The following is a 23,407-nucleotide window of genomic DNA, read 5'->3' as shown; positions in this document are numbered from 1 at the left end:
ATGATGGCGGCGTCCCCGTCGGGCGACAACCCGCCCCAACCCGCCTGCCTCCGGCAGATCCAGACAGAGTTGCGCATGAAGATCGAAAAAGACCGCGTTGTCCGCTTCCACTACACCGTTTCCGAAGTCGGCCAGGAGCCGATCGAATCGTCCAAGGACCGCGGCGAGCCGCTGGCGATCCTGATCGGCCACGGCAACATCATCCCGGGCCTGGAAAACGCCATGATGGACAAGGAAGCCGGCGCGACCTTCAACGTCGACGTCAAGGCGGCCGATGCCTACGGCGAGCGTCGTGAAGGCCTGTCCCAGCGCGTGCCGAAGAAGCACTTCGGCAACACCAAGCTGGCTCCGGGCCAGCAGGTCGTGCTGCAGACCAACTTCGGCCCGCGTGCGGTGACCGTGCAGAAGGTCGGCATGAGCGTCGTCGACGTTGACCTGAACCATCCGATGGCCGGCAAGGACCTGCACTTCGACGTCGAAATCGTCGATGTGCGCGAAGCCGGCAAGGAAGAGCTGGACCACGGCCACGTCCATGGCGACGGCGGTCACCAGCACTGATCGCAGCGCGATCGTGATGGCAGCAACGGCCCGCTTCGGCGGGCCGTTGCGCATGTGGAACACGGCGCTGGCATCCATGGTGCGTGGGCCGGCGGCATAATGGCGGACCTGCCTGACGGATGCCCCGTGAACGCCGCTTTTCCTTCCCTGCAGCCGGTGGCTTCCGGCGAACGCATCGCCGTGCTGGACGTGCTGCGCGGTGCCGCGTTGCTGGGCATCCTGCTGATGAACATCGAGGCCTTCAGCGGCCCGCTGGATCTGGCCTTCACCGGCATTGACGTGCACTGGCGGGGCATCGATTACTGGGCCGACGCCTTCGTCTACGTGTTCGTGCAGGGCAAGTTCTTCACCCTGTTCTCGCTGTTGTTCGGCGCCGGCTTTGCGGTGATGGCGCAACGCGCCGAGGTGGCCGGGCGAGACTTCACCCCGTTCTACCTGCGCCGCAGCGCCGGCCTGCTGCTGATCGGCCTGTGCCATGCACTGCTGGTCTGGTCCGGCGACATCCTGGTGATGTATGCGCTGATCTCGCTGCCGCTGCTGGCCTGCCGCGAGGCGCCGCGCAGTTGGCTGCCGTGGATGGGCATGACCGTCTACCTCGGCGGTGTCGCGATGATGCTGCTGGTGGGCGCGATGGTGTCGATGGCTTCAGCCGAAGAGGTGCAGGGCATGCTTGCCCAGGCGCAGCAGAGCATCGACCTGCAGCGGCAGGTGTACGGGCAGGGCAGCTGGGCGCAGGCCAATGTGCAGCGCCTGAGCGAGTTCGGTACCTCAATGGGTGCGCTGCTGATCACCGGCCCGGAAGTGCTGGGCATGTTCCTGATCGGCAGCTGGTTCGCCGGCAGTGGCGCGCTGACGGCGCCGGAGCGCTTCCCGCGCCTGTACGCGTCGCTGCGCTGGATTGCATTGCCGCTGGGCCTGCTGGTCACGATGATCGGGGTTGCATGGAAACCCTACCTGGCACCAGGCGAATACAACCTGCCGGTGACGGCGGCGATGGCCCTGCTCACGGTTGGCGGGCTGCCGATGTGCCTGGGCTATCTGGCGTGGATCGTGCACTGGCGCACGCGGCTTGCGTGGCTGGCGCCGGTGGGGCGCATGGCGTTGACCCACTATCTTGGCCAGTCGCTGCTGTGTACCTGGATCTTCTACCACTATGGCCTGGGCAGGTTCGAGATGATGCCACGTGGCGTGCAGCTGCTGTTCGCGCTGCTGCTGTTTGCCGTGCAGGTGGTCATCTCGCACCTGTGGCTGCGTCATTTCCGCTTCGGCCCGATGGAGTGGGTATGGCGTGCGATGACCTATCGGCAGTGGCCACCGATGCGGCGCGGTGCCGGGCAGGGCTGATCGATGCAGGGCGCACACGAGGATGTGATCGTGGTCGGCGCCGGTGCCATTGGACTGGCCGCTGCGCTCGCGTTGCGCGCACAGGGGCGGCAGGTGCGCGTGATCGACCGGGGGCGCGTCGGCGGCGCGACGTCGCATGGCAACTGCGGCACCATCACCCCCAGCCATGCGCCACCGCTCGCGGCACCCGGCGTGCCACTGCGTGCGCTGCGCTGGATGCTCGATCCGCGTGCGCCGTTGTATGTGCGTACGCGCATGGATCCGACATTGTGGCGTTGGTTGCTGCAGTTCGGGGCGCGTTGCAATGCGCGCGACTGGCTGCACGCCACGCGGGCACGCGGCGCATTGTTGGATGATTCGCGGCAGCGTCTGGCCCAGTGGGTGCATATACATGCGCTGGACTGCGAATTCGCTGCGCGCGGGCTGGACTATGTGTTTGGTGATGCCCGCAACTTCGATCTTCATGCGGCCGAGTGCGAGGCACTGAACGCGCTGGGCATCGTCACCGCCTGCGTCGGTGGCGGCGACTATGCGCGCGACAATCCAGCGTTCCATGATCGCCTTGCCGGTGCGATCCACTTTCCCGGCGATGCGCAGCTGCGTCCGGACCGTTACACCGCTGAACTGGCGCGCGTGCTGCGCGCGCAGGGCGTGGTGATCGACGAACAGGTGGACGTGCAGGGATTCAGTGACGATGCGCAGGGCGTACGCGTGCAGGCCGGCCAGCAGACCGTGCGGGCGCGTGAGCTGGTGCTGGCCACCGGCCCGTGGTCGCGCGACTGGGCACGTCAACTGGACCTGCGCGTGCCGATCCAGCCCGGCAAGGGCTATTCGCTGACCTGGTCGCGACCGGCGCAGGTGCCGCAGCGTCCGGTCGTGTTGAAGGACCATTCCGTGTTCGTGATTGCTTGGCGCGACGCGCTGCGCCTGGGCGGCACCATGGAGTTCGCCGGCGCCGACCCGCAGCTGCGCACGCGCCGCCTGCAGGCCCTGCAGCAGGCCGCCGACCACTACCTGCGCGCGCCGCGCGGTGCGCAGCTGCAGGAGCAGTGGTGCGGGTGGCGCCCCATGAGCGTGGACGACGTGCCGTTGATCGGCCGCGCGCCCGCGCATCCTCACGTCTGGCTTGCAGCGGGGCATGGCATGCTCGGCATCAGCATGAGCGCCGGCACCGGCCAGCTGATCGCCGATCTCGTCTGCGGCCGCACGCCAGCGATCGATCCTGCCCCTTACCGACCCGAGCGATTCCGATGAGCACTGCACCCTATGATTACGACCTGATCGTCCTTGGCGGCGGCTCCGCCGGGCTGGCCGGTGCGATCCGCGCCGCGCAGCATGGCAAGCGCGTGGCACTGCTGGAGCCCGGAGAACTGGGCGGGACCTGCGTCAATGTTGGCTGCGTGCCGAAGAAGGCGATGTGGCTGGCGGCCGACCTGCATGAGCGCATCGGCCTGGCCAGCGCGATGGGTTTCGATGTTGAAGCGCGCCCGGCGCTTTCATGGAAGGAACTGGTGATCCATCGCCAGGCCTACATCAGCAACATCCATACCAGCTACCACAAGCGCCTGGACGAAACCGGCGTGGTGCGCATTCCGGCACGCGGCCATCTGCTTGATGCGCACACCGTGGCCTGCAGCGATGGCGTGCGCTACAGCGCCGAGCACATCCTGATCGCGACCGGCGCGCACCCGCTGCGTCCGGATATCCCCGGCGCGGAACTGGGCCTGGTCTCCGACGATTTCTTCGATCTGCGTGCGGCGCCGGCCGAGGTCGCGATCATTGGCGGTGGTTACATCGCGGTGGAACTGGCCGGATTGCTGCAGGCGCTGGGCAGCAAGGTGAGCCTGCTGGTACGTGGCCAGCGGCTGCTGGATCGTTTCGATTATGAGCTGACCGATCAGCTGGCCGAGAACCTGAAGCAGCAGGGCGTGCGCATCCATTTCGGCTATCGCTTGCGCGAACTGCAGCGCGATGGCGAGCGCGTACGTGCATTCGGCCATGATGGCCCGCTCGACAGCGTGTTCGACGCGGTGTTCTTTGCCACCGGCCGCCGCGGCAACAGCCGTGACCTGGGCCTGGAGGCGCTCGGCATCGGCATTGGCGAACACCAGCAGGTGCAGGTGGACGAGTGGCAGACCACCTGCGTGCCGAGCGTGCACGCGGTGGGTGACATTGCTGGCAAGGTCGGCTTGACCCCGGTGGCGGTGGCCGCATCGCGACGGCTGATGGACCGTCTGTTCGGTGGCCGCCCACAGTCGAAGATGGATTACGAGAACGTGGCCAGCGTGGTGTTCTCGCACCCGCCGCTGGGTGCGGTGGGCATGAGCGAGGAGGAAGCGCGCGCGCGCTTCGATCAGGTGAGCGTGTACCACAGCCGTTTCCGCCCGATGCTGCAGGCGTTGGCCAACGGTACCCAGCGCAGCCTGTTCAAGATGGTCTGTGCCGGCCCGGACGAACGGGTGGTGGGTATTCATCTGCTGGGCGAAGCGGCCGACGAGATCCTGCAGGGCTTCGCGGTGGCGGTGAAGATGGGGGCGACCAAGGCCCAGTTCGACGACACCGTGGCGATCCACCCGACCTCGGCCGAAGAAGTGGTGCTGATGCGCTGAGCCGGGCCGTTGCAGGGCCGAGCCATGCTCGGCCGCATTTCGCTCAGGCATGGCGAAGCCGAGCGTAGGCTCCGCACTACTGGGCACCGGGCGCCCCCATGCGACAATGAGCGCCCCCACGCCTTCCCGGGCCGCTCCGCGCGGCCCGCCGTCGTCCTGATGTCCAACACCGCTTCCCGTATCGCTACCGCCTCCCCTCGCATCGCGCTGGGGGGGATCGGCCTGGCCGCGATCGGCGCCATCGCCGCGTCCGGCAAGGCGATCATCGTCAAGCTCGGCCTGCGCCACGGCGTGGATGCCACCACGCTGCTGGCGCTGCGCATGCTGATGGCGCTGCCCCTATTCGCGTTGATGGCCATGTGGGCCGCGCGCCGGGCCGAACCACTGTCATGGGCCGACCGCGCCCGCGTGCTGTGGCTGGGCTTCACCGGCTATTACCTGTCCAGCCTGCTCGACTTCCAGGGGCTGCAGTACATCAGCGTGACCCTGGAACGGTTGATCCTGTACTTGAACCCGACCCTGGTACTGCTGATCAACGTGCTGCTGGCGCGCCAGCGACCGGGCCGATGGCAGATCGGCGCGCTGGTGCTGAGCTACCTGGGCGTGCTGCTGGCCTTCGGCCACGACCTGCAGCGCGAGGGTGGACAGATCATCGTCGGCAGCCTGCTGGTGCTGGGCAGTGCGCTCAGCTATGCGCTGTACCTGTTCGGCAGTGGACAGGTGGTCGCGCGCATCGGTGCGGTGCGGCTGACCGCCTACGCCAGCTGCGTGGCCAGCGTGCTGGTGCTGCTGCACTTTGCGGTGACCCATCCGCTGCGGTTGCTGTGGCAGGCACCGGCGCCGGTGCAGTGGCTGTCGCTGGTCAACGCCACTGTGTGCACCGTGCTGCCGGTGCTGGCGATCATGCTGGCGGTGCAGCGCGTGGGTTCGTCGCTGGCCGCGCAGGTCGGTATGCTGGGCCCTGTTTCCACCATCGTGATGAGCCTATGGCTGCTCGACGAACCGATGGGGCCGGCACAGATCGCCGGCACCGTGCTGGTACTGATCGGCGTTCTGCTGGTAACCCGGCTGCGGCGCTGACGCCGGAGCAGGCGCGTGCGCGCATCCTGGCAGTGATCCGCGCGATTCCGGCGGGGCAGGTGATGGGTTACGGCCAGGTGGCAATGCGCGCCGGCCTGCCCGGGCGTGCACGCCTGGCCGCACGCATCCTGGGCCAGAACGACGACCCGGACCTGCCCTGGCACCGCGTGCTGCGTTCGGATGGGCGCATCGCCATGGAAGAAGGGTCGGCCGGCTGGCGCGAACAATCGCAGCGGCTGCGTGCCGAGGGCGTGCGGGTGGAGAATGGCCGGGTGCGGATGGCAGTGACCGATCCTGCGGCGGTGCTGGATGCGGCCGTGTGGGGCCCGGGCTGAGCACCGCTGGCGACTGAACAGGCCAGACCTGCGGGGCGCCAACAAGACACAGTGCTGCGGCTATGATGGAGGCCGTTCCATGCCGGTGCTCCCATGTTCCCGCGACTGCCAACCGTCACCAAGGCCCTGCTGATCGCCAACGCGATCCTGTTCCTGCTGCAGCAGCCGTTCCTGCTTGGCATGCAGACCTTCGAGCCGTTCATGCTGCAACCGCTGCAGCAGGGCTTCGACGCATTCTCGCCGGGCGGCAACTTCCAGCCATGGCAGCTGCTGACCTATGGTTTCCTGCATGGCAGCTTCGGCCACCTGTTCTTCAACATGCTGGCGGTCTTCATGTTCGGCGCGCCGCTGGAGCAGACCTGGGGCGAAAAGCGCTTCCTGCTGTACTACCTGGTGTGCGTGGCCGGTGCCGGTGTCTGCCAGCTGCTGGTGGGTACGCTGCTGGAAAATCCGGCGACGGTGCTGGGCGCTTCCGGCGGTGTGTTCGGCCTGCTGCTGGCCTACGGCATGCTGTTCCCCAACCAGCGGGTGATGCTGCTGTTCCCGCCGATCCCGATGAAGGCGCGTACCTTCGTGATCCTGTTCGGTGTGGGCGAGCTGGTGCTGGGCATGACCGGCTGGCAGCCGGGCGTGGCCCACTTCGCGCACCTCGGCGGCATGCTGTTCGGCTGGTTGCTGATCCGCTACTGGCGCGGGCAGCCGCCGTTCAACAAGCGTCGCCCGCCCGGCCCACCGAAACGCCCGAACCATCTGCGCAGCGTGAAGTGAGGCGCTATGCGCCACGCTTCACGCGGGTAGGTGCCAACCTTGGTTGGCACGCTTTGAATGGGATCATTTGACGCGGTAGGTGCCGACTGTTGGTCGGCACACCTCTACAGATACTGCAACACCACCTGCGCGGCATTGTGCCCCGGCGCACCGGTGACACCACCGCCGGGATGGGTGCCCGAGCCGCACAGGTACAAGCCGGGCAGGGCGCCGCGATAGCCGGCCTGGCCGACCATCGGCCGTGCCGAGAACAGTTGGTTGGCACTCAGTGCGCCGTGGAAGATGTCACCGCCGACCAGGCCGAAGGTGCGCTCCAGATCCAGCGGCGACAGCACCTGCCGACCGAGCACGCTGGCGGTGAAGCCGGGCGCATGCCGTTCGACGGTGGCAATCATCACGTCGGCTACGGTCTCCCGGTGATCATCCCAATGACGGCCATCAGGCAACACTGGTGCCACGTGCTGGCAGAACAGGCTGGCCACATGCTGCCCGGGCGGCGCCAGCGAATCATCCAGCGTGCTGGGGATCAGCATTTCCACGATCGGTTCGCGTGACCAGCCGTCGCGGCGTGCATCCAGCCAGGCGCGGTCCATGTAGTCCAGGCTGGGCGCCATGATGATGCCGGCGCTGAGGTGATCGCCGGGGCCGGGCAGGGCACTGAAATCCGGCAGCCTGGACAGCGCCACGTTCATCCGGAACGTACCGGAACCGCAGCGCCAGTTCGCCATGCGTTCGCGCGTCGCGTTGGGCACATGTGCCGGTTCCAGCAACTGCTCGTACAGCAGCTTCGGATTGACGTTGGCGATCACCGCGTGTGCGCGCAGGATTTCGCCGTTGGCCAGTTCCACGCCCACTGCGCGACCCTGCTCGATCCGCACGCGCTGCACACCGGCCTCCACGCGCAGGTCCGCACCGGCCTCGCGTGCCGAGGCAGCAATCGCCTGGCTGATCGCGCCCATGCCGCCGATCGCGTGGCCCCAGGCACCTTTCACGCCATTGCACTGGCCGAATACGTGGTGCAGCAGTACATAGGCACTGCCCGGTGTATACGGGCTTGCGTAGTTGCCGACGATGCCGTCGAAGCCGAACAGCGCCTTGATCGGCTCGCTCTCGAACCAGCGGTCCAGGTACTCCGCCGCCGACAGCGTGAACAGATCCAGCAGTTCCTGCCGCAGCGAGGCGTCCAGCGTCGCCAGTTCACGACCGAGACGGCCCATCTGCCAGAGGGCGGGCAGGGCACGCCAACCGCCTGCTGTCCCCAGGTCCGGCGGTGTGCGCAGGGCCCATGCGCGCAGCACGTCGGCGAAGATCTCCAGGCGTGCCTCGTACGCGGGCAAGCGCTGCGCATCCCGCTCGGAGAACTTCGCCACTTCGGCCTGGGTGCGGCCTGGCGCGGACAACAGGTAACGGCCGTCCGGCAACGGCAGGAAGTTGTTGGCCGGACGCGCAACGATGCGCAGCCCATGCGCATGCAGCTGCAGGTCGTCGATCACCTTCGGCTGCAGCAATGACACCGTGTACGACGCCACCGAGTTGCGGAAACCGGGATGGAATTCCTCGGTGACCGCGGCACCGCCGAGAACGCCACGACGTTCCAGCACCAGTACCTTCTTTCCGGCGCGCGCCAGATAGGCCGCGCAGACCAGGCCGTTGTGGCCACCGCCAACGATGATCGCATCCCAGGTCATCAGCACCTCGCAAAAAGGGGACGGAGGGGATTAAGTCGCAATCTGCATCTGCGCGCAGGGGGGGGGGGAGAAACGACTTAATCCCCTCCGTCCCCTTTTTTGATTGCCGCTTCGATGGTGGCGATGTCGATCTTCTTCATCGGCATCATCGCGTTGAAGGCGCGCTTGGCCAGGGCCTTGTCCTTGCTGGTCACCGCTTCGATCAGCATGCGGGGGCTGATCTGCCAGGAGATGCCCCAGCGGTCCTTGCACCAGCCGCATTGGCTCTCCTGTCCGCCGTTGCCGACGATCGTGTCCCACAGGCGGTCGGTTTCAGCCTGGTCCTCGGTCTGGATCTGGAAGGAGAACGCTTCGCTGTGCTTGAACGCGGTGCCGCCGTTGAGCCCGACGCAGGGAATACCACAGACCGTGAACTCGACCGTCAGTACGTTGCCTTCCTTGCCGTCCGGATAGTCACCGGGGGCGTGATGCACGGCGGTCACCGCGCTGTCGGGCAGGATACTGGCGTAGAAGGTGGCGGCCTCAAGCGCGCCGTCGTCGTACCAGATACAGATCGTGTTCTTGTGTGCCATGTCGGGGCTCCGCGATGGACGAAGCCGCAGCGATAGCACGCCCGGTGTTAACCCGGGATCGTGCTGCACCCGCAAAAAAAGGGCGCCCGAAGGCGCCCTCTGCGTTACCGGTACCGCGGGTGGCTCAGCGCCAGACCTTGATCTGCTCGGCATCGGTGCGCTGCATCGGCTGGCCCGGCTTGCAGCTGAAGCTGGCGCCGAAGGCCGGCAGGTTCGACAGCGGGCCGTTGGTGCGCCAGCGACCCGGGGCACGGATGTCGGCGGTCAGCCGGCGTGCGGCTTCGTTCGGCGAGAGCTGCTGCGGCCACAGTGCGGCCCACGCGCGGAAGAAGCCCTGCTGCTGAGCCGGCTTGGCCTTCGGCTCCTGCGCGGTGTAGGCCGCCCAGGCCAGCTCCAGGCCGGCGATGTCGGCCAGGTTCTCTTCCTGGGTAAGCGTGCCGTTGACCTTGGCACCCTTCACGCCGGGGAACTCGTAGCTGCCGTACTGCGCAGCCACGCGGGTACCCAGCAGAGTCCAGGCGGTCTTGTCGGCCGGGGTCCACCAGCTGCGCAGCTCGCCCTTGGCGTCGACCAGCGCACCCTTGGCATCAATGGCACGGGTCAGCTCGTGGCCGACCAGGCCACCGAAGCTGCCGAACTTGTCGGCGGCGTCGGCCTTGGCGTTGAACACCGGGCCCTGCAGGATCGCGGCGGTGACGATCATGCGGTTCTGGGCCAGGTCGTAGGCCAGCGAGGGCTGCTGCGGCAGCACGTCCCAGCGCCGGTCGGCGTTGCCCTTGCCGATGCGCTTCATTTCCTCGCGATGGCGCCAGGTCGAAGCAATCAGCATGTTGCCGCCGAACGAGCCGCGGCCCATCGGCTGCACGCTGTAGTCGAGATCGCGCAGCGGGGTGCCGATCTCGATCTTCAGCGCCGCCAGCTTGGCCTGCGCTTCGGTCTTGGCTTCGGCACTCATCCAGCTGCTGTTCTTGACTGCCTCGATCTGCACTTCGCGCACCTTGTCGACGATCCACGCCGCTTGGCGACGATCTTCGGCGGACAGGTAGCGGGCCGCGTATTCGCGACCGACCATCGGGCCGGCGGCCACGTTGATTGCCTCCAGCACGTCTTCCCAGCGCTGCGGCGGCAGGGTTTCGCCGCGCAGCACGCGGCCACGGAATTCGAACTCGGCGTCGCGATAGGCCTTGGACAGGTACGGCGCCATCGCGTCGCCCACGCGCCAGCGCAGGTAGGCCTTCCACTGGTCCGGCTTGAGCTTGGTGACCATGCCATCGAGCTGCTTGAACAGCGCCGGGTCGGCCAGCGAGACCAGGTCGTCGTCCACGCCCTGTGCCTTCAGGAATGCGTCCAGCTGCAGGTTGCGGTAGCGGCTGTTGAGCTCCTTGGTGGAGATCGGCGCGTAGTTGTTGAACGGGTTGTTGATGCCGGCCAGCGACTGCGCATTGCGCGCCAGCTCGGTCTCCAGCGCGATCACCGACTGCGATTCGGCATCCAGCTTGGCCGCCGGGGTGCCGGTCAGCGCCAGGATCTGCTTGACGTAGTTGCGGTAGCGACCCATCAGCGCCACGGTATCGGCGTCGGTGCGGGTATAGAACGCCGGGTCCGGCAGGCCCATGCCACCCTGCATGAAGTAGCCGATGTGGCGGTCCAGCGCCTTCAGATCGACGTCAGGGCCGAAGTTGAACGCCACCGGGATGCCGACCTGGTGCAGCGCGGCGATCGAAGCCGGCACATCCTTGGCCTTCTTGATGGCATTGATGCGGGTCAGCAGCGGGGCGATCGGGTTGGAACCGTCCGCTTCCACGGCGGCTTCGTCCAGGCCACTGGCCCAGAAGTCGCCCAGCAGCTTCTGCACGTTGCCCTGCGGCGACTTCATCGCGGCGTCGAGCAGTTCACGCTGCTGCTGGCGGCTGCGGTCGACCAGCTGGCCCAGCGCGGTGGCGGCGCCGGTCTGCGGCACCGGGTTGGCCTTCAGCCAGCCTGCGTTGGTGGCGTCGTAGAAGTCGCTGCACTGGGCGCTGACAGCCGGAGCGCGTGCGGCCTTCTTCTTGGCGGCGAACGCATCGTGGGTCGGGACCAGGGTCGCCAGGCTGATGCCCAGGGCGATGGCAAGCGGACGGAAGTTGGGCATGTGGAACGAATCCGTGATGGATTGAGGGCGCGCGCACTATAGCAAGCCGCGCATCGACGCGGGATGCACGCATCAGGGCGCTTTCGCCGACCAAGGTCGGCAGCTACCGGAGAGCGTCCGGGTCAGTAGGTCCACACCATGCCTGGATGACAGGCGCCGCCAAAACAAAGGCCCGGGAATTCCCGGGCCTTTGCAGGAATGCCGCAGCGTCAGCCGTGGCTTACCAGATCACCACCTGCTGCTCGCCGGCGCGGGCCATCGGCGAACCGGCCTTGCACTGGAATGCAGCGGCGAAGGTCGGCAGGTTCGACGGCGCACCCATGGCGCGGAACTGCGCCGGGGCATGCGGGTCGGTGGCCAGTCGGACCTTGGCGTTTTCCGGGGTGTACTTGGTGCGCCACACGGTGGCCCAGTTGAAGAAGAAGCGCTGGTCGCGGGTGAAGCCATCGACCTTCGCATCTTCCTTGCCGGCGCTGGCCTTCTGCAGGGCGTCGTAGGCAGTGGCCAGGCCGCCGAGGTCGGCGATGTTCTCGCCCAGGGTCAGGTGGCCGTTCACTGCCTGGCCGTCGACCTTGTACTGGTCGAACTGCTTGACCAGCTTGCCGGTGAGGCCTTCGAAGTTCTTCTTGTCGGCCGGGGTCCACCAGTCTTCCATGTTGCCGGTCGGCCCGAAGCGCGCGCCCTGGTCGTCGTAACCGTGGGTCATTTCATGGCCGATCACCGCACCGATGCCGCCGTAGTTCAGCGCGTCGTCGGCCTTGGGATCGAAGAACGGCGGCTGCAGGATGGCGGCCGGGAACACGATCTCGTTCTGCAGCGGGTTGTAGTAGGCGTTGACGGTCTGCGGGGTCATGCCCCACTCGGTCTTGTCCACCGGCTTGCCGATCTTGGACAGGTTGAACTTGTAGTTGAACTCGTTGGCCGCGCGCACGTTGCCCAGGTAGCTGTCGCGCTGGGTCTGCAGGCCCGACCAGTCACGCCACTTGTCGGGGTAACCGATCTTCGGGGTGAAGGTTTCCCACTTGGCGATGGCCTTGGCCTTGGTTTCCTCGCTCATCCAGCTCAGGCCCTGGATGCGGTCCTTCAGCGAGGCGGCCAGGTTCTTCACCAGTTCTTCCATCTTCGCCTTGGCTTCCGGCGAGAAGGCAACCTTCACGTACAGCTGGCCGAAGGCTTCACCGGCATCGTTTTCGATGGTGCCCAGCACGCGCTTCCAGCGCGGCTTCTGCTCCTTCTGGCCGTTGAGGGTCTTGCCGTAGAACTCGTAGTTCTCCTGCACGAAGGCGTCAGCCAGGTACGGCGAAGCGCTGTCCACGGTGTGGAAGCGCAGGTAGGCGCGCCACACCGACGGGTCGGTGTCGCCCAGCGCCTTGCTCACTTCCTCATGGAACGCCGGCATGGCCAGCGAGAATTTCTCCGGTGCAGTCACGCCCTGCGACTTGAAGAACTCGGTCCAGCTGAAGTTCGGGGTCAGCTTGTCGGCGTCGGCCAGGGTGACCGGGTTGTAGTACAGCTCGACGTTGCGCGACAGCTCCACGCGCGACTTGGAGGCCTTGGCCAGGCGGGTTTCGAACTTGACCACGTCCTCGGCCTGCTTGGCCGCATCGGCCGCGGCCACGCCGGACAGCTCGAGCACCTTGGCGACGTGCGCCTGGTACGCCTTCAGCTTGTCGGCGTTCTTGGCATCGGTGTAGTAGGTGGTATCCGGCAGGCCCAGGCCCCCCTGGCTGGCATAGGCCATGTTCATGGCGGAGTTCTTGAAGTCCGCTTCGGCGCCGAAGCCGAACAGGATGTTGTCACCCTTGGCGGCGCTGCTGCGCAGGTAGTTTGCGATGGACGCCTTGTCCTGCAGGCCGTCGATCGCAGCCAGGTCGGCCTTCAGCGGCTCGATGCCCTGGGCATTGATCTTGGCTTCGTCCATGCCGGTGGCCCACAGGTCGCCGACGATCTTCTCGATGTGGTTCGGGGTCTTGACCTGCGCGACCTGTTCGGCCAGCTGGTGCTGCACGGCCACCGAGCGCTCGTCGAGGATGGTGAACGCGCCCCAGCTGGTGCGGTCGCCCGGGATTTCATTGGCGGCCAGCCACTTGCTGTTGACGTAGTCGCCGAAGGCGGTGCAGGCGTCCTTGGTGGTGTCCAGGTCGCTCGGCTGGAAGGCGTTGTAGGCCGGCAGCTTGCTCTCGTCCAGCTTATAGGTGGTGGCTTCGGCGGTGGCCGGGGCGGAGGCGGTGGCGTCCTTGGCCGGGGTTTCAGTCTTGCCGCAGCCAACCAGCGCGGCCGAAACGGCCAGGGTCAGCAGCACGATCTTGGGAGTACGGGTCACTTGAATGGCCTCCAGGCCGAGTGAGTCAGGGAGTGGCCGCAGGTGCGGCCGTGGGCCGAACGATACGCCGCCGGCCGGACCTGCAAGGGTGTCGAAGGTCATGTCCCTGTGCAAGCGGCGCGCCGACGCCAGAAAGGCGTTGCGGAAGGCTCCCACCACGCTCCGCGTGGGCTGAGCGGACACTGGCGGCGTCAACTCGTCCTGGTGAATTCAGCATGAACATTCGTTCGCGAGTGCCGAGGGCGCAGGCGCTGGAGTCGCGCCGCGACAGGATATGTCCAAGGCAGTTCCCCTGCTGCATAGCGGCGGCTGCGGGACAGGGGGAGTTTTTTCAAGCCCATGATTTGAAAGATTAATGTTCTGGGTGCCGGTACGGGATTCCCATCCATATGCTCTGTTTCGTGAAGTGTCATGTCACATTGAACTTTTGCTGAATGTTGCTGTTTTGTGTCGTTATGTGTATGAATTCCGTTATCGGCACGTGAACGGTTGCTGGCCATCTTTGCCTCTGCCTTGCCGATGCAGAGCTTTTTATGCCTTCACTTTTCAGAGAGAGAGACATGGAGAAGACTCGCCCACTACCCCGCAATCCGTTGAGCCTCGCGCTCAGTTCGGCCCTCCTGCTTGCCGTCGCCCTGCCTGCCTTCGCGCAGGAGGGGGACGTTGCAAAGGAGACTGCCGAGAGCGCGAAGAAGGCTTCCAATGAAGCCACGGCCACCCAGCTGGACCGCATCACGGTGACGGGCTCGCACATCTACCGTGCTGGCTATGACACGCTGGAACCTGCCGCCGTGGTGTCCCGCCAGGACATCGAGGCGTACGGGCATACCAACCTGATCGATGCGTTGACCAAGATCCCCGGCGTTTCGGCCGGCGTCTCCTCGCGTGGTGACCAGGCTGGCTTCGGCGCGGGCGTGAACTTCGCCAGCCGTTTCGGCCTGGGCAGCAACCGCCTGCTGACCCTGGTCAACGGCCGTCGCTTCGTGACCTCCGCACCGCCAACCGTGTTCGGTGCAGGCGGCGGCTCGGGCATCCAGGTCGACATGAACGCGATTCCGACCGTGATGGTCGAGCGCGTGGAAAGCCTGAGCATCGGTGGCGCACCCACCTATGGTTCGGACGCCATTTCCGGCGTGAACAACATCATCCTGCGCGACAAGTTTGAAGGCGCCGAGGTTGAGATCGGCTTTGGCAGGACCACCAAGAACGACAATGACCGTTACTCATGGTCTGCCATCTTCGGCAGCGGTTTCGCCGATGGCCGCGGCCATTTCACCATTGCTGCCGAACTGGACAACAGTGATGGCGTGAACGCGCTCCAGCGCGATTTCTACCGCAACGGCTACAGCCTGCAGACCAATCCGACCGCCGCAAACGTGGCGCGCTTCCAGTCGTGGCGTACCCCGGGCAATGACGGCCGCACCGATCCGAGCATCCCGTTCAACACCGGGCCGGCTGACGGCATCGCCGACCAGGTCTGGATCCGCAACCGGCGCATTTCCAGCATGACCTTCGGTGGCCTGATCATGCCGTCGGATATCCAGGTACGGCGCAACTACCAGCGCAATGCCACGGGTGAATTGAACGGCTTCGGCCCGAACAACAAGCTCTGGCACTTCAACAACAAGGGCGATCTGGTTGCCTACGATCCAGGCATTTCCTATCCCAGCGGCAATGCGTCCGGTGGCGATGGCCTCAACCTCAACGAAACCCTGCCGCTGATCGCCGACCTCGAACGCCGGACGGTCTATTCGACCGGCAGCTTCGACTTCAACGACAACGTGCGTGGCTTCTTCGAACTGTCGCACTACAGCGCCACCGCGCGAGAAACGTTGGACCAGAACGTGTACAACGCCGCCGGCTTTGGTGCTGCCAACCCAGATGGCAGTGGTGACCAGAGTGGTGCGATGCTGTTCAGCGCGAACAATCCGTTCCTCAGTGCGGAGTCGCGCCGTATCCTGGCCGAGAACGGCATCACCTCGTTCCGCCTGTCGCGTTCCTCGCGCGACCTGAGCATGAACAACGCCAGCACCGATACGCGTTTGAGCCGCATCGTGCTTGGCCTGGACGGCTTCTTCGATATCGGCGAGCGCCGTTTCAACTGGGAAACCAGTGTGACCCACGGTCGGGGCGACTTCGACTACAAGGGGACCGGCCTGATCCAGCAGAACTTCATCAATGCGCTCAACGTGAAGCGCGATGCCAGCGGCAACATCGTCTGTGATGCGTCCGCCCCCGGCACGACCGCGGATCCGAACTGCCGCCCGCTCAACCTGTTCGGTGAGAACCAGGCATCGCCGGAAGCACTGGCCTATGTGTCGACGCCGACCCTGGCCAAGGCGCGGACGCGCCAGACCGTGTTCAACGCATCGGTGACCGGCGGACTGTTCGACCTGCCGGGCGGCGAGTTCTCCTTCGCCGCAGGCGTGGAGCATCGGCGCGAAGAAGGTTCGTTCACCCCGAGCGAATACCAGCGGCTGGGGCAGGGCCGTTCGGTGCCGATCCAGGGCGCCAAGGGCGACTATCACACCAATGAAATCTTTGCCGAGTTCCTGGCGCCGCTGTTCAACCCTGACTGGGATCTGCCGGGCCTGCATCGCCTGGACGTGACCCTGAAGGGGCGCCGGGTGGTCAACTCGGTGGCCGGTGGCTTCAATGCGTACACCTATGGCATCCAGTACGAGCCGTTCGCGGGAATCCAGCTGCGCGGCAGCAAGACCCAGTCGCTGCGTGCCCCGTCGATTGCCGAGCTCTATACCTCGCTGCAGCCGGCGTACTACAACATCCCGGAAGTCTGCTCCGTGTCGGCCATCAACGGCGGCACCAATCCGGCGATCCGCCGCCGCAACTGCGAGGCCTTCTTCCAGGCTTACCCGGGTGCGGATCCGGCAACGTTCCAGGCATCGCCGACCAACACCCTCGGCTCGGTCAACGGCTATACCGGGCTGAAGAACGAGAAGGCCAAGTCCTGGACGGCGGGCATCGTGTTCGCACCGGACTGGGCGAAGGGGCTGCGGGTTGCCGCCGACTGGTATGACATCAAGATCACCGATGTGATCACCAGCCTCAGCCCGACCGACATCATCACGGGCTGCTTCGACAACCCGGACTTCAATGCGTCCGACGTGCCCAATGCCAACCGCTTCTGCAGCCTGGTGACGCGCAATCCGCTGAGTGGTGCAGCTACCGACATTCGCACCGAGTACGGCAATGGCCCGGTGCTGATGTTCCGCGGCTGGACGGCCGAGGTGGATTACAACTGGGATATGGGCCGATTCGGCCAGGTCGCACTGGGCTTCTACGGCTACATGCCGAAGAATCGTGGCCAGGCCGCGAACACGGATGTGCCGTTCGTGGAGCGCGTGGGAACATTCGACGAGCCCAAGCGCCAGTTCCGCTGGACGGCGCAGCATGCCATCGGCAAGTGGAGCTATGGCGTGACGTCCAACTACACCAGCGGCTCGCAGTTCAGCCTGACCGCAACCCCGGAAAGCCGGCAGTACTTCAAGCGTGACAGCTGGACGACCTGGGATGCCAATGTCAGCTACCGCCTGACCGACAATGCACGGGTGAACCTGTCGGTGCTGAACCTGTCCGACGACATCGGGCCGTTCCCGTACGTGCTGGACGCGCTGGGCCGTCGCTACATGGCCAGCCTGCGCTACAGCTTCCGCTGAGCGGAAGGGCCGGAGGAAGAAGGCAGGCCCGGCTTTGCCCGGGCCTGTTTTTCCGAAAGGTCATGCCGGACACGAAAAAGCCCCGCCATGGCGGGGCTTTTTCGTTGCTGCTGTTGCGGGATTACTTCACGCCGAACGCGTACTTGGCCTGCACGTAGATCGCGCGCCCGTAGGCGTTGTACAGGTAGTTGTTGTACGGCTGGCCGCTGGTGCCGGCGAAGCTGTAGCGCTGGTTGTCCGGCATCTTGTTGAACACATTGTTGACCATCAGCGACAGGGTCAGGTTTTCCATCGCGCGGTAGTTCACGCTCAGGTTGTAAGTGGTATAGGAACCCCACTTGCCAGCCTTGTAGCCGGAGCTGTGGACGTAGTCATAGCCGTTGCCCACGTAAGCCATGTAATTCGGCGTCTTGCCGATGTAGTTGGCATACAGGGTGGTGGTCCAGTTGTCCTTGGCCCAGCCGATCGAACCGTCCGCGCGCACCTTGGCGTACGAGTCGTACACCCACATCGCATACGGGTCGCGCAGCAGGTCCAGGTACTCGTCGCCCGGCTGCGGCTGCAGCTTGCGCTTGAGCATGTCGGTGTAGTTGGCCGAGAACTGCAGCGAGCCGAAGCGGCCGATGTCCTGCACGTACTTGAAGCTGGCGGTCAGCGCTTCCAGGTTCTGGCGGGCGACGTTCATCTTCGGCGTGTAGATCTCGTCGAGCACGCCCGATCCATCACGGGTGATCCAGTCATTGACGTTCTGGCAGCTGGCCGAGGTGTTGTTGGACTGGCCGTTGCGGCAGTAGTACTCGGCCAGCAGCAGCTGGTCGGAGCTGAGCGTATCGACCTCGTTCTTGATCTTCCAGTTGTAGTAGTCGACCGACAGCGACAGGTTGTTGATCGGTGCCCAGACGACGCCCGCATTCCAGACGTCGGCGGTGATCGGCTCCAGGTCCGGGTTGCCCGAGCGGGTGCCGAACACCGAGACGCTGTCGTATGGGCAGCCGGTGGTGTTGGCCGGGTCGTAGCCCAGCTGGCCGCAACGGTAGTAGTCGGTGGAGCCGTTGGCGTAGTAACCGCTGCGGCCCTGGAAGGCGTCGGACAGGGTCGGCGCGCGGAAGGCGGTGCCGTACTTGCCGCGGAACAGCAGGCTGTCGATCGGACGGAACTCGATGCCGACGCTGTAGGTGGCCTTGTCTACGGTGTTGCTGCCGATCTTGAAGGCGTCATAGCGGCCGGAGCCGGTGACGGTCAGCGTCTCCAGCAGCGGCATGCGCAGTTCGGTAGTCACCGCGTAGTTGCTGCGATGGCCGGCACCGGATACGGCGGTGGTGCCCCACACGCTGCCGTCCATCAGGCCCGGGTCGGGCGTGTAATCCCAGCCTTCGCTGCCACCTTCGACAACCACGGCGAAGCCAGCATCGCCACCGGGCAGCTTGAACAGCGAGCCATTGGTGACCTGGGCGCGGGCCAGGTTCTGCCAGGTGCGGCTTTCGCTGTAGCTGTAGCCGGTGAAGCTCTGGAAGTCACCGGCGGGCAGCGGCGCGTAGAACGCTTCCCAGTTCGGGCTGTAGATGTCGTAGCCGGTGCTGGTGGTGCCCAGCACCGGGCCCAGCACGCGCTGCTCGAAGTAATCGTTGATCGGGTCGTTCCAGCGTACGAAGTTGCGTTCGGTCAGCTTGTACTCGCCGCGGGTGAAGCTGAGGCTGTAGTCCCAGTTGCCGGCGGTGCCGCGGCCGCCCAGGGTGACCTGGTAGGCCTTGTTGCGGTCGGTGTTCATGATGTCGCGGTAACCACCGCCACCGATGTCCTCCGGCGCGAACACGCGCTGCAGGTTCATGTACTGGCCGCTGGTCTGGTCATAGAAACGGCCCCATCCCGAGGAGGTGCCCCACCAGGTGTAGCCGGAACCGGTTGCGTACTTGACCTCTTCCAGGCTGTACAGCGCATCGCCGAACAGCTGGAAGTTGTCGTTCACGTCGAACGTGGCCGAGCTGTAGATCTGCCCGCTTTCCTTGCCGTTCTTGATGGTCTTGTAGCCGGTGCCATAGACCGAACCGCAGGCCTGGCCGGTCGGCCGGGTGCCGAGCACGGTGGTGCCGTCGAACTGGCCGGCCACGTTGGCGCAGAGGTTCGGGTCCATCATCGCGTAGCGGTTGTTGGCGGCCGGCAGCAGCACCAGGAAATCATTGGAGACATACTGCGGGCTGTAGCCGTCGGGGTTGTTGACCTTGGTCAGGTCACGCTGGTAACCCCAGATCGGGCTGGTCTTTTCATACTGCACGTTGACCAGTGCATGGAAGCGGTCATCCTTGGAGTTGAAGCCGCGTGCACCGCTGAGGCGGAAGCTGTTGCCGCCCCCTTCGCTGTAGGCGCCGCCACGCACATTGAGCACGCCACCATCCATGCGCTCCTTGAGGATGATGTTGACCACGCCGGCGATCGCGTCCGAGCCGTACAGCGAGGACTGGCCGCCCGGCAGGATCTCGATGCGTTCGACGATGTCGATCGGGATGCCGCTGATGTTGTTGAAGGTATCGCCGCCGTTGTACAGCGCCGGATACGAGAGCATCGGCCGGCCGTTGATCAGGTACTTGGTGTAGCCCGGGCTGAGGCCGAACATGCCGGCCGCTTCGGCGCCCTGGGTGAAGGATGCGGAGGTCTGGCCGCCCTGCAGGCCGCCGGTGGACAGCGAGGACTGCTGCAGGACATCGGCGACGCTGGTGAAACCGCGGGTCTGGATATCCTCGGCGGTGACAGTCAGGACGGGCGTGTGGTTCTCGATCTCGGTCTGCGGGATCAGCGATCCGGTGACGGTCACACGGTCAAGCTGGGTCGGCGCGTTGCCGTCCTGGGCCAGGGCGGTTCCGGAGGCCAGCAGGGTGCCCATCAGGGCGAGGGTCAGAGGGTGGCGCGAGAGCGTGGAACGTTGGCGAGACATGGTGGATCCCCGTAGTGAGCAATGTCTTGGCGGCGCAGTCCTTGCGCATTAACAATTCGTTCAGTGTGATTCCGTTCAGGTCGACCGTAACACGTTGTTAACGCCGTCAACACAGGGCTGTCACATCACGATGCTCCTGGAAGACAAGAAAACGCTTTTGAATCAATGGATAAGGCCATTTGTTTTGGTATGTTTCAAAAGGTGGCGACATGCAAGGCAGCGTGTCAGCTCTGAAATTTTGTGTTTGGAATCAACGCATTGCGATGCGTGAGTACTCCCCTGAACGTCGCTGTTTGTGTGTTGCGGTTCACATTTCTGTGGTCAGGCAGGAGAGGGTTCAGCCCCAAAAAAAAAGGCCCCGCCGAAGCGGGGCCTGGTCCAGACACGGAGTCCGGAATACGACGGGATCAGAAGTCGTACTTGACCTGGGCCGAGATCTGGCGGCCATAGACGCTGTAGAAGCCGTCGTTGAACGGGGTCGATTCGTTGCCCGGGTAGTTGTAGCGCTGGCCTTCCGGCAGCTTGTTGAACACGTTGTTGACCATCAGCGACAGGGTCAGATCGTCCTGCGCCTGGTAGTTCAGGCTCATGTTGTACGTGGTGTACGAGCCCCACTTGCCGGCCTTGGCGCCGGAGGAGTGGACGTAGTCATAGCTGCGGCCGGTGTAGGCCAGGTAGTTCGGGGTGCTGCCGACGTAGTTGGCGTACACGGTGGTGGTGAACTTGGAGATGGCCCAGCCCACCGACACGTCGCCACGGACCTTGGCGAAGTTGTCGTAGTACCACATGTTGTACGGATCGCTCAGCAGGTCCAGCTTCTGTGCACCCGGCAGGGCCACCACTTCACGCTTCAGCATGTTGGTGTAGTTGCCGGAGAACATCAGCGAACCGAAGCGCCCCAGGTCCTGCTGGTACTTGGCACCGACGGTCACCGCTTCCAGGTTCTGGCTGGCCACGTTGAGCTTCGGGGTGTACACGCGGGTCAGGTTGCCACCGGCGTCGCGGGTCACCCAGTCGGTCACGTTCTGGCAGCTGGCCGAGGTGTTGTTCGGCAGGCCGTTGTGGCACTGGTACTCGGCCAGCAGCAGCTGGTCGGTGCTCAGCGTCTTGACCTCGTTCTTGATCTTCCAGTTGTAGTAGTCGACCGACAGCGAGAAGTTGCTCACCGGGGCCCACACCACGCCTGCGCTCCACACGTCGGCGGTGATCGGCTTCAGGTCCGGGTTGCCGGACTTTTCGCTGTACACCGAGGTGGTCTTGTAGAACGAGCAGGCTTCGTCACGCAGTGCGTAACCCATCTGGCTGCAGCGGTAGTAATCGTTCTGGCCGGAGGCGAACGAGCCGCTCATGCCCTGGAAGGCATCGGACAGGGTCGGCGCGCGGAACGCGGTGCCGTACTTGCCGCGCAGCAGCAGGCTTTCAACCGGGCGGTATTCCAGGCCGATGCTGTAGGTGGCCTTGTCGACGGTCTTGTCGGCGATCTTGAAGGCGTCATAGCGGCCCGAGGCGCTGATGGTCAGCGATTCGAACACCGGCATGCGCAGTTCGCTGGTCACCGCGTAGTTGCTGCGGTGGCCGGCACCGGCCACGGCGCTGGCCCCCCAGGCGTTGCCATCGACGAAGGCCTGGTCGGGCGAGTAGTCCCAACCTTCGCTGCCGCCTTCCAGCACGACGGCCAGGCCGGCGTCGCCGCCGGGCAGGGAGAACAGCGAACCGTTGGTCACCTGCACGCGACCCAGGTTCTGCCAGGTCTTGCTGCGGTGGGTGCCATAGCCGGTGAAGCTGGCGAACTGGTCCGGAGTGATCGGCGAGTAGAAAGCGGTGTAGTCCGGGTTGTAGATGCCGAAGCCATCAGCGGTGGTGCCCAGGCGCGGGCCCAGCACGGTCTCGCCGAAGAAGCCTTCGATCTTGTCCTTCCAGCGCGCGAAGCGGTTCTGGTCCAGGCGGTATTCGCCGCGGGTGAAGCTGGCGCTGTAGTCCCAGTCGCCGACCATGCCCTTGCCGCCCAGGGTGACCTGGTAGGAACGGCTCTCATCGGAGTTCAGGATGTTGTTGTAGTGGCCCGGGCCGATTTCTTCCGGCGCGAAGGCGCGCTGCAGGTTCACGACCTTGCCCAGGCCCTGGTCGTAGAAGCCGCCCATCACCGACTTGGTGCCCCACCACAGGGCGCTGGAGCCGGAGGTGAACTCGGTCTTTTCCTTGCTGTACAGCACGTCGGCGAACAGCTGGAAGTTGTCGTTCACGTCGAAGGTCATCGACGAGTAGAACTGGCCGCTGTTCTTGCCGTTCTTCAGGGTCTTGTAGCCGGCGCTGTACACCGAGCCGCACGATTCGCCGGATGCACGCTTGCCGACGGTGGTGGTGCCGTCGTACAGGCCTGCCACGTTGGCGCAGCGGGTCGGGTCCATCATGTACAGCTTGTTGTCGGCGTTGCCGATGACGGCAAAGTCGTTCGACGGCAGCTGCGCGGTGTAACCGACCGGGTTGTTCTGCTTGGTGATGTCACGCTGGTAGCCCCAGATCGGGCTGCCGTTTTCGATCTGCACGTTGACCAGCGCATGGAAACGGTCGTCGAACGCGTTGAAGCCCTTGGCGGCGCTGAAGCGGATGTTGCTGCCACCGCCTTCGGTGTAGGTGCCGCCACGGATCGACATCGTGCCGCCGTCCATGCGTTCCTTCAGGATGATGTTGACCACACCGGCGATCGCGTCCGAGCCGTACAGCGACGACTGGCCGCCCGGCAGGACTTCGATGCGCTCGACGATGTCGATCGGAATGCCGCTGATGTTGTTGAACGACTCGCTGCCGTTGTACAGCGCCGGATACGAGAGCATCGGGCGGCCGTTGATCAGGTACTTGGTGTAGCCGGGGTTCAGGCCGAACATGCCGGCCGCTTCGGCGCCCTGGGTGAACGCACCCGAGGTCTGGCCACCCTGCAGGCCGCCGGTGGTCAGCGACGACTGCTGCAGCACTTCAGCAACACTGCTGAAACCGCGGGTCTGGATGTCTTCGGCGGTGATGGACATCACCGGGGTCTGGGTTTCGACCTGGGTCTGCGGGATCAGCGATCCGGTGACGGTGATCTTGTCCAGGTTGGTCGCCTTGTCCTGGGCCATTGCCGGGGCGGCGGCCATCAGAGCGGAAATCAGGGCGACGGCGAGCGTGTTGCGACGTGCGGTATTGCTGACGTGTTTCATGTAGTTCCATTGGAGAGCAAAAAACAAAAACGGCACTGCGCATGCGCCATCGCGCGGGCCGGAATAACCGGCTCCACAGCTCAAAACAGTGCTTATCGAACGTAACATGAACTTAACAATCTGTGCACGAATCTGTCGCAATCCTGAATTTCAGTCAGGTTACGTCCAGCTTGTATGATGTTGGGTTCTCCTCCTG

The 23,407-nt window shown here is 65.0% G+C and carries 14 protein-coding genes; 8 read left to right on the top strand and 6 right to left on the bottom strand.

Annotated elements, in window-relative coordinates; all coding sequences use genetic code 11:
• The first annotated feature begins 75 nt into the window (after positions 1 to 75).
• From V3B30_RS09440 to V3B30_RS09410, 7 genes are all read left to right on the top strand, one after another.
• Positions 76 to 558: a peptidylprolyl isomerase gene (locus V3B30_RS09440; protein ID WP_014647924.1), complete on the top strand. Its 483-nt coding sequence runs from the start codon at positions 76 to 78 to the stop codon at positions 556 to 558.
• Positions 559 to 657: 99 nt separating this feature from the next.
• The gene (locus V3B30_RS09435; RefSeq protein ID WP_262082810.1) at positions 658 to 1,902 is read left to right on the top strand and encodes a DUF418 domain-containing protein; all 1,245 of its coding nucleotides are present in this window, start codon (positions 658 to 660) and stop codon (positions 1,900 to 1,902) included.
• A 3-nt stretch (positions 1,903 to 1,905) separates the two neighbouring features.
• Positions 1,906 to 3,156 carry an FAD-dependent oxidoreductase gene (locus tag V3B30_RS09430; RefSeq protein ID WP_262082809.1) on the top strand — a complete coding sequence of 417 codons (1,251 nt, stop codon included), beginning with the start codon at positions 1,906 to 1,908 and terminating at the stop codon, positions 3,154 to 3,156.
• Complete coding sequence (gene gorA, locus V3B30_RS09425; protein WP_262082808.1) at positions 3,153 to 4,511, top strand: glutathione-disulfide reductase; 1,359 nt, start codon at positions 3,153 to 3,155, stop codon at positions 4,509 to 4,511. Before V3B30_RS09430 ends, gorA begins: the two co-directional genes overlap by 4 nt.
• 159 nt (positions 4,512 to 4,670) lie before the next feature.
• Positions 4,671 to 5,591 (top strand): DMT family transporter, encoded by a 921-nt coding sequence (locus V3B30_RS09420; RefSeq protein ID WP_262082807.1) that lies wholly within the window; start codon positions 4,671 to 4,673, stop codon positions 5,589 to 5,591.
• Complete coding sequence (locus V3B30_RS09415; RefSeq protein ID WP_262082815.1) at positions 5,588 to 5,926, top strand: MGMT family protein; 339 nt, start codon at positions 5,588 to 5,590, stop codon at positions 5,924 to 5,926. The genes V3B30_RS09420 and V3B30_RS09415 overlap by 4 nt, the downstream gene beginning before the upstream one ends.
• Positions 5,927 to 6,019: 93 nt before the next feature.
• On the top strand, positions 6,020 to 6,694 hold the full coding sequence (locus tag V3B30_RS09410) for a rhomboid family intramembrane serine protease (protein ID WP_005410509.1): 675 nt from the start codon (positions 6,020 to 6,022) through the stop codon (positions 6,692 to 6,694).
• Positions 6,695 to 6,798: 104 nt separating this feature from the next.
• Here the strand turns inward: V3B30_RS09410 and V3B30_RS09405 are convergent, their stop codons facing one another.
• The 4 genes from V3B30_RS09405 to V3B30_RS09390 all read right to left on the bottom strand — a co-directional run bounded on the left by V3B30_RS09405 (position 6,799) and on the right by V3B30_RS09390 (position 13,408).
• Positions 6,799 to 8,382 (bottom strand): NAD(P)/FAD-dependent oxidoreductase, encoded by a 1,584-nt coding sequence (locus V3B30_RS09405; protein WP_262082806.1) that lies wholly within the window; start codon positions 8,380 to 8,382, stop codon positions 6,799 to 6,801.
• Between the two features lie 77 nt (positions 8,383 to 8,459).
• The gene (locus tag V3B30_RS09400; protein WP_262082805.1) at positions 8,460 to 8,954 is read right to left on the bottom strand and encodes a VOC family protein; all 495 of its coding nucleotides are present in this window, start codon (positions 8,952 to 8,954) and stop codon (positions 8,460 to 8,462) included.
• Positions 8,955 to 9,078: 124 nt separating this feature from the next.
• Positions 9,079 to 11,085: a M13 family metallopeptidase gene (locus V3B30_RS09395; RefSeq protein ID WP_262082804.1), complete on the bottom strand. Its 2,007-nt coding sequence runs from the start codon at positions 11,083 to 11,085 to the stop codon at positions 9,079 to 9,081.
• Positions 11,086 to 11,305: 220 nt separating this feature from the next.
• The gene (locus V3B30_RS09390; RefSeq protein ID WP_100475227.1) at positions 11,306 to 13,408 is read right to left on the bottom strand and encodes a M13-type metalloendopeptidase; all 2,103 of its coding nucleotides are present in this window, start codon (positions 13,406 to 13,408) and stop codon (positions 11,306 to 11,308) included.
• 560 nt (positions 13,409 to 13,968) lie between these two features.
• On the opposite strand from V3B30_RS09390, the gene V3B30_RS09385 reads away from it, so the two are divergent.
• Positions 13,969 to 17,085: a TonB-dependent receptor gene (locus V3B30_RS09385; RefSeq protein ID WP_262082803.1), complete on the top strand. Its 3,117-nt coding sequence runs from the start codon at positions 13,969 to 13,971 to the stop codon at positions 17,083 to 17,085.
• Between the two features lie 121 nt (positions 17,086 to 17,206).
• On the opposite strand, the gene V3B30_RS09380 is transcribed toward V3B30_RS09385, so the two are convergent.
• Both V3B30_RS09380 and V3B30_RS09375 read right to left on the bottom strand, forming a co-directional pair.
• A complete protein-coding gene (locus tag V3B30_RS09380; RefSeq protein ID WP_100473498.1) occupies positions 17,207 to 20,014 on the bottom strand; it encodes a TonB-dependent receptor in 2,808 nt (935 codons plus the stop codon).
• Positions 20,015 to 20,421: 407 nt separating this feature from the next.
• Positions 20,422 to 23,211: a TonB-dependent receptor gene (locus V3B30_RS09375; RefSeq protein WP_087923224.1), complete on the bottom strand. Its 2,790-nt coding sequence runs from the start codon at positions 23,209 to 23,211 to the stop codon at positions 20,422 to 20,424.
• Positions 23,212 to 23,407 lie beyond the last annotated feature (196 nt).

Source organism: Stenotrophomonas sp. SMYL41 (genome assembly GCF_036319965.1).
Classification (GTDB): domain Bacteria; phylum Pseudomonadota; class Gammaproteobacteria; order Xanthomonadales; family Xanthomonadaceae; genus Stenotrophomonas; species Stenotrophomonas maltophilia_R.
Note: the sequence above shows the minus strand (reverse complement) of the source record. Positions and strands in the feature narration are given on the sequence as shown.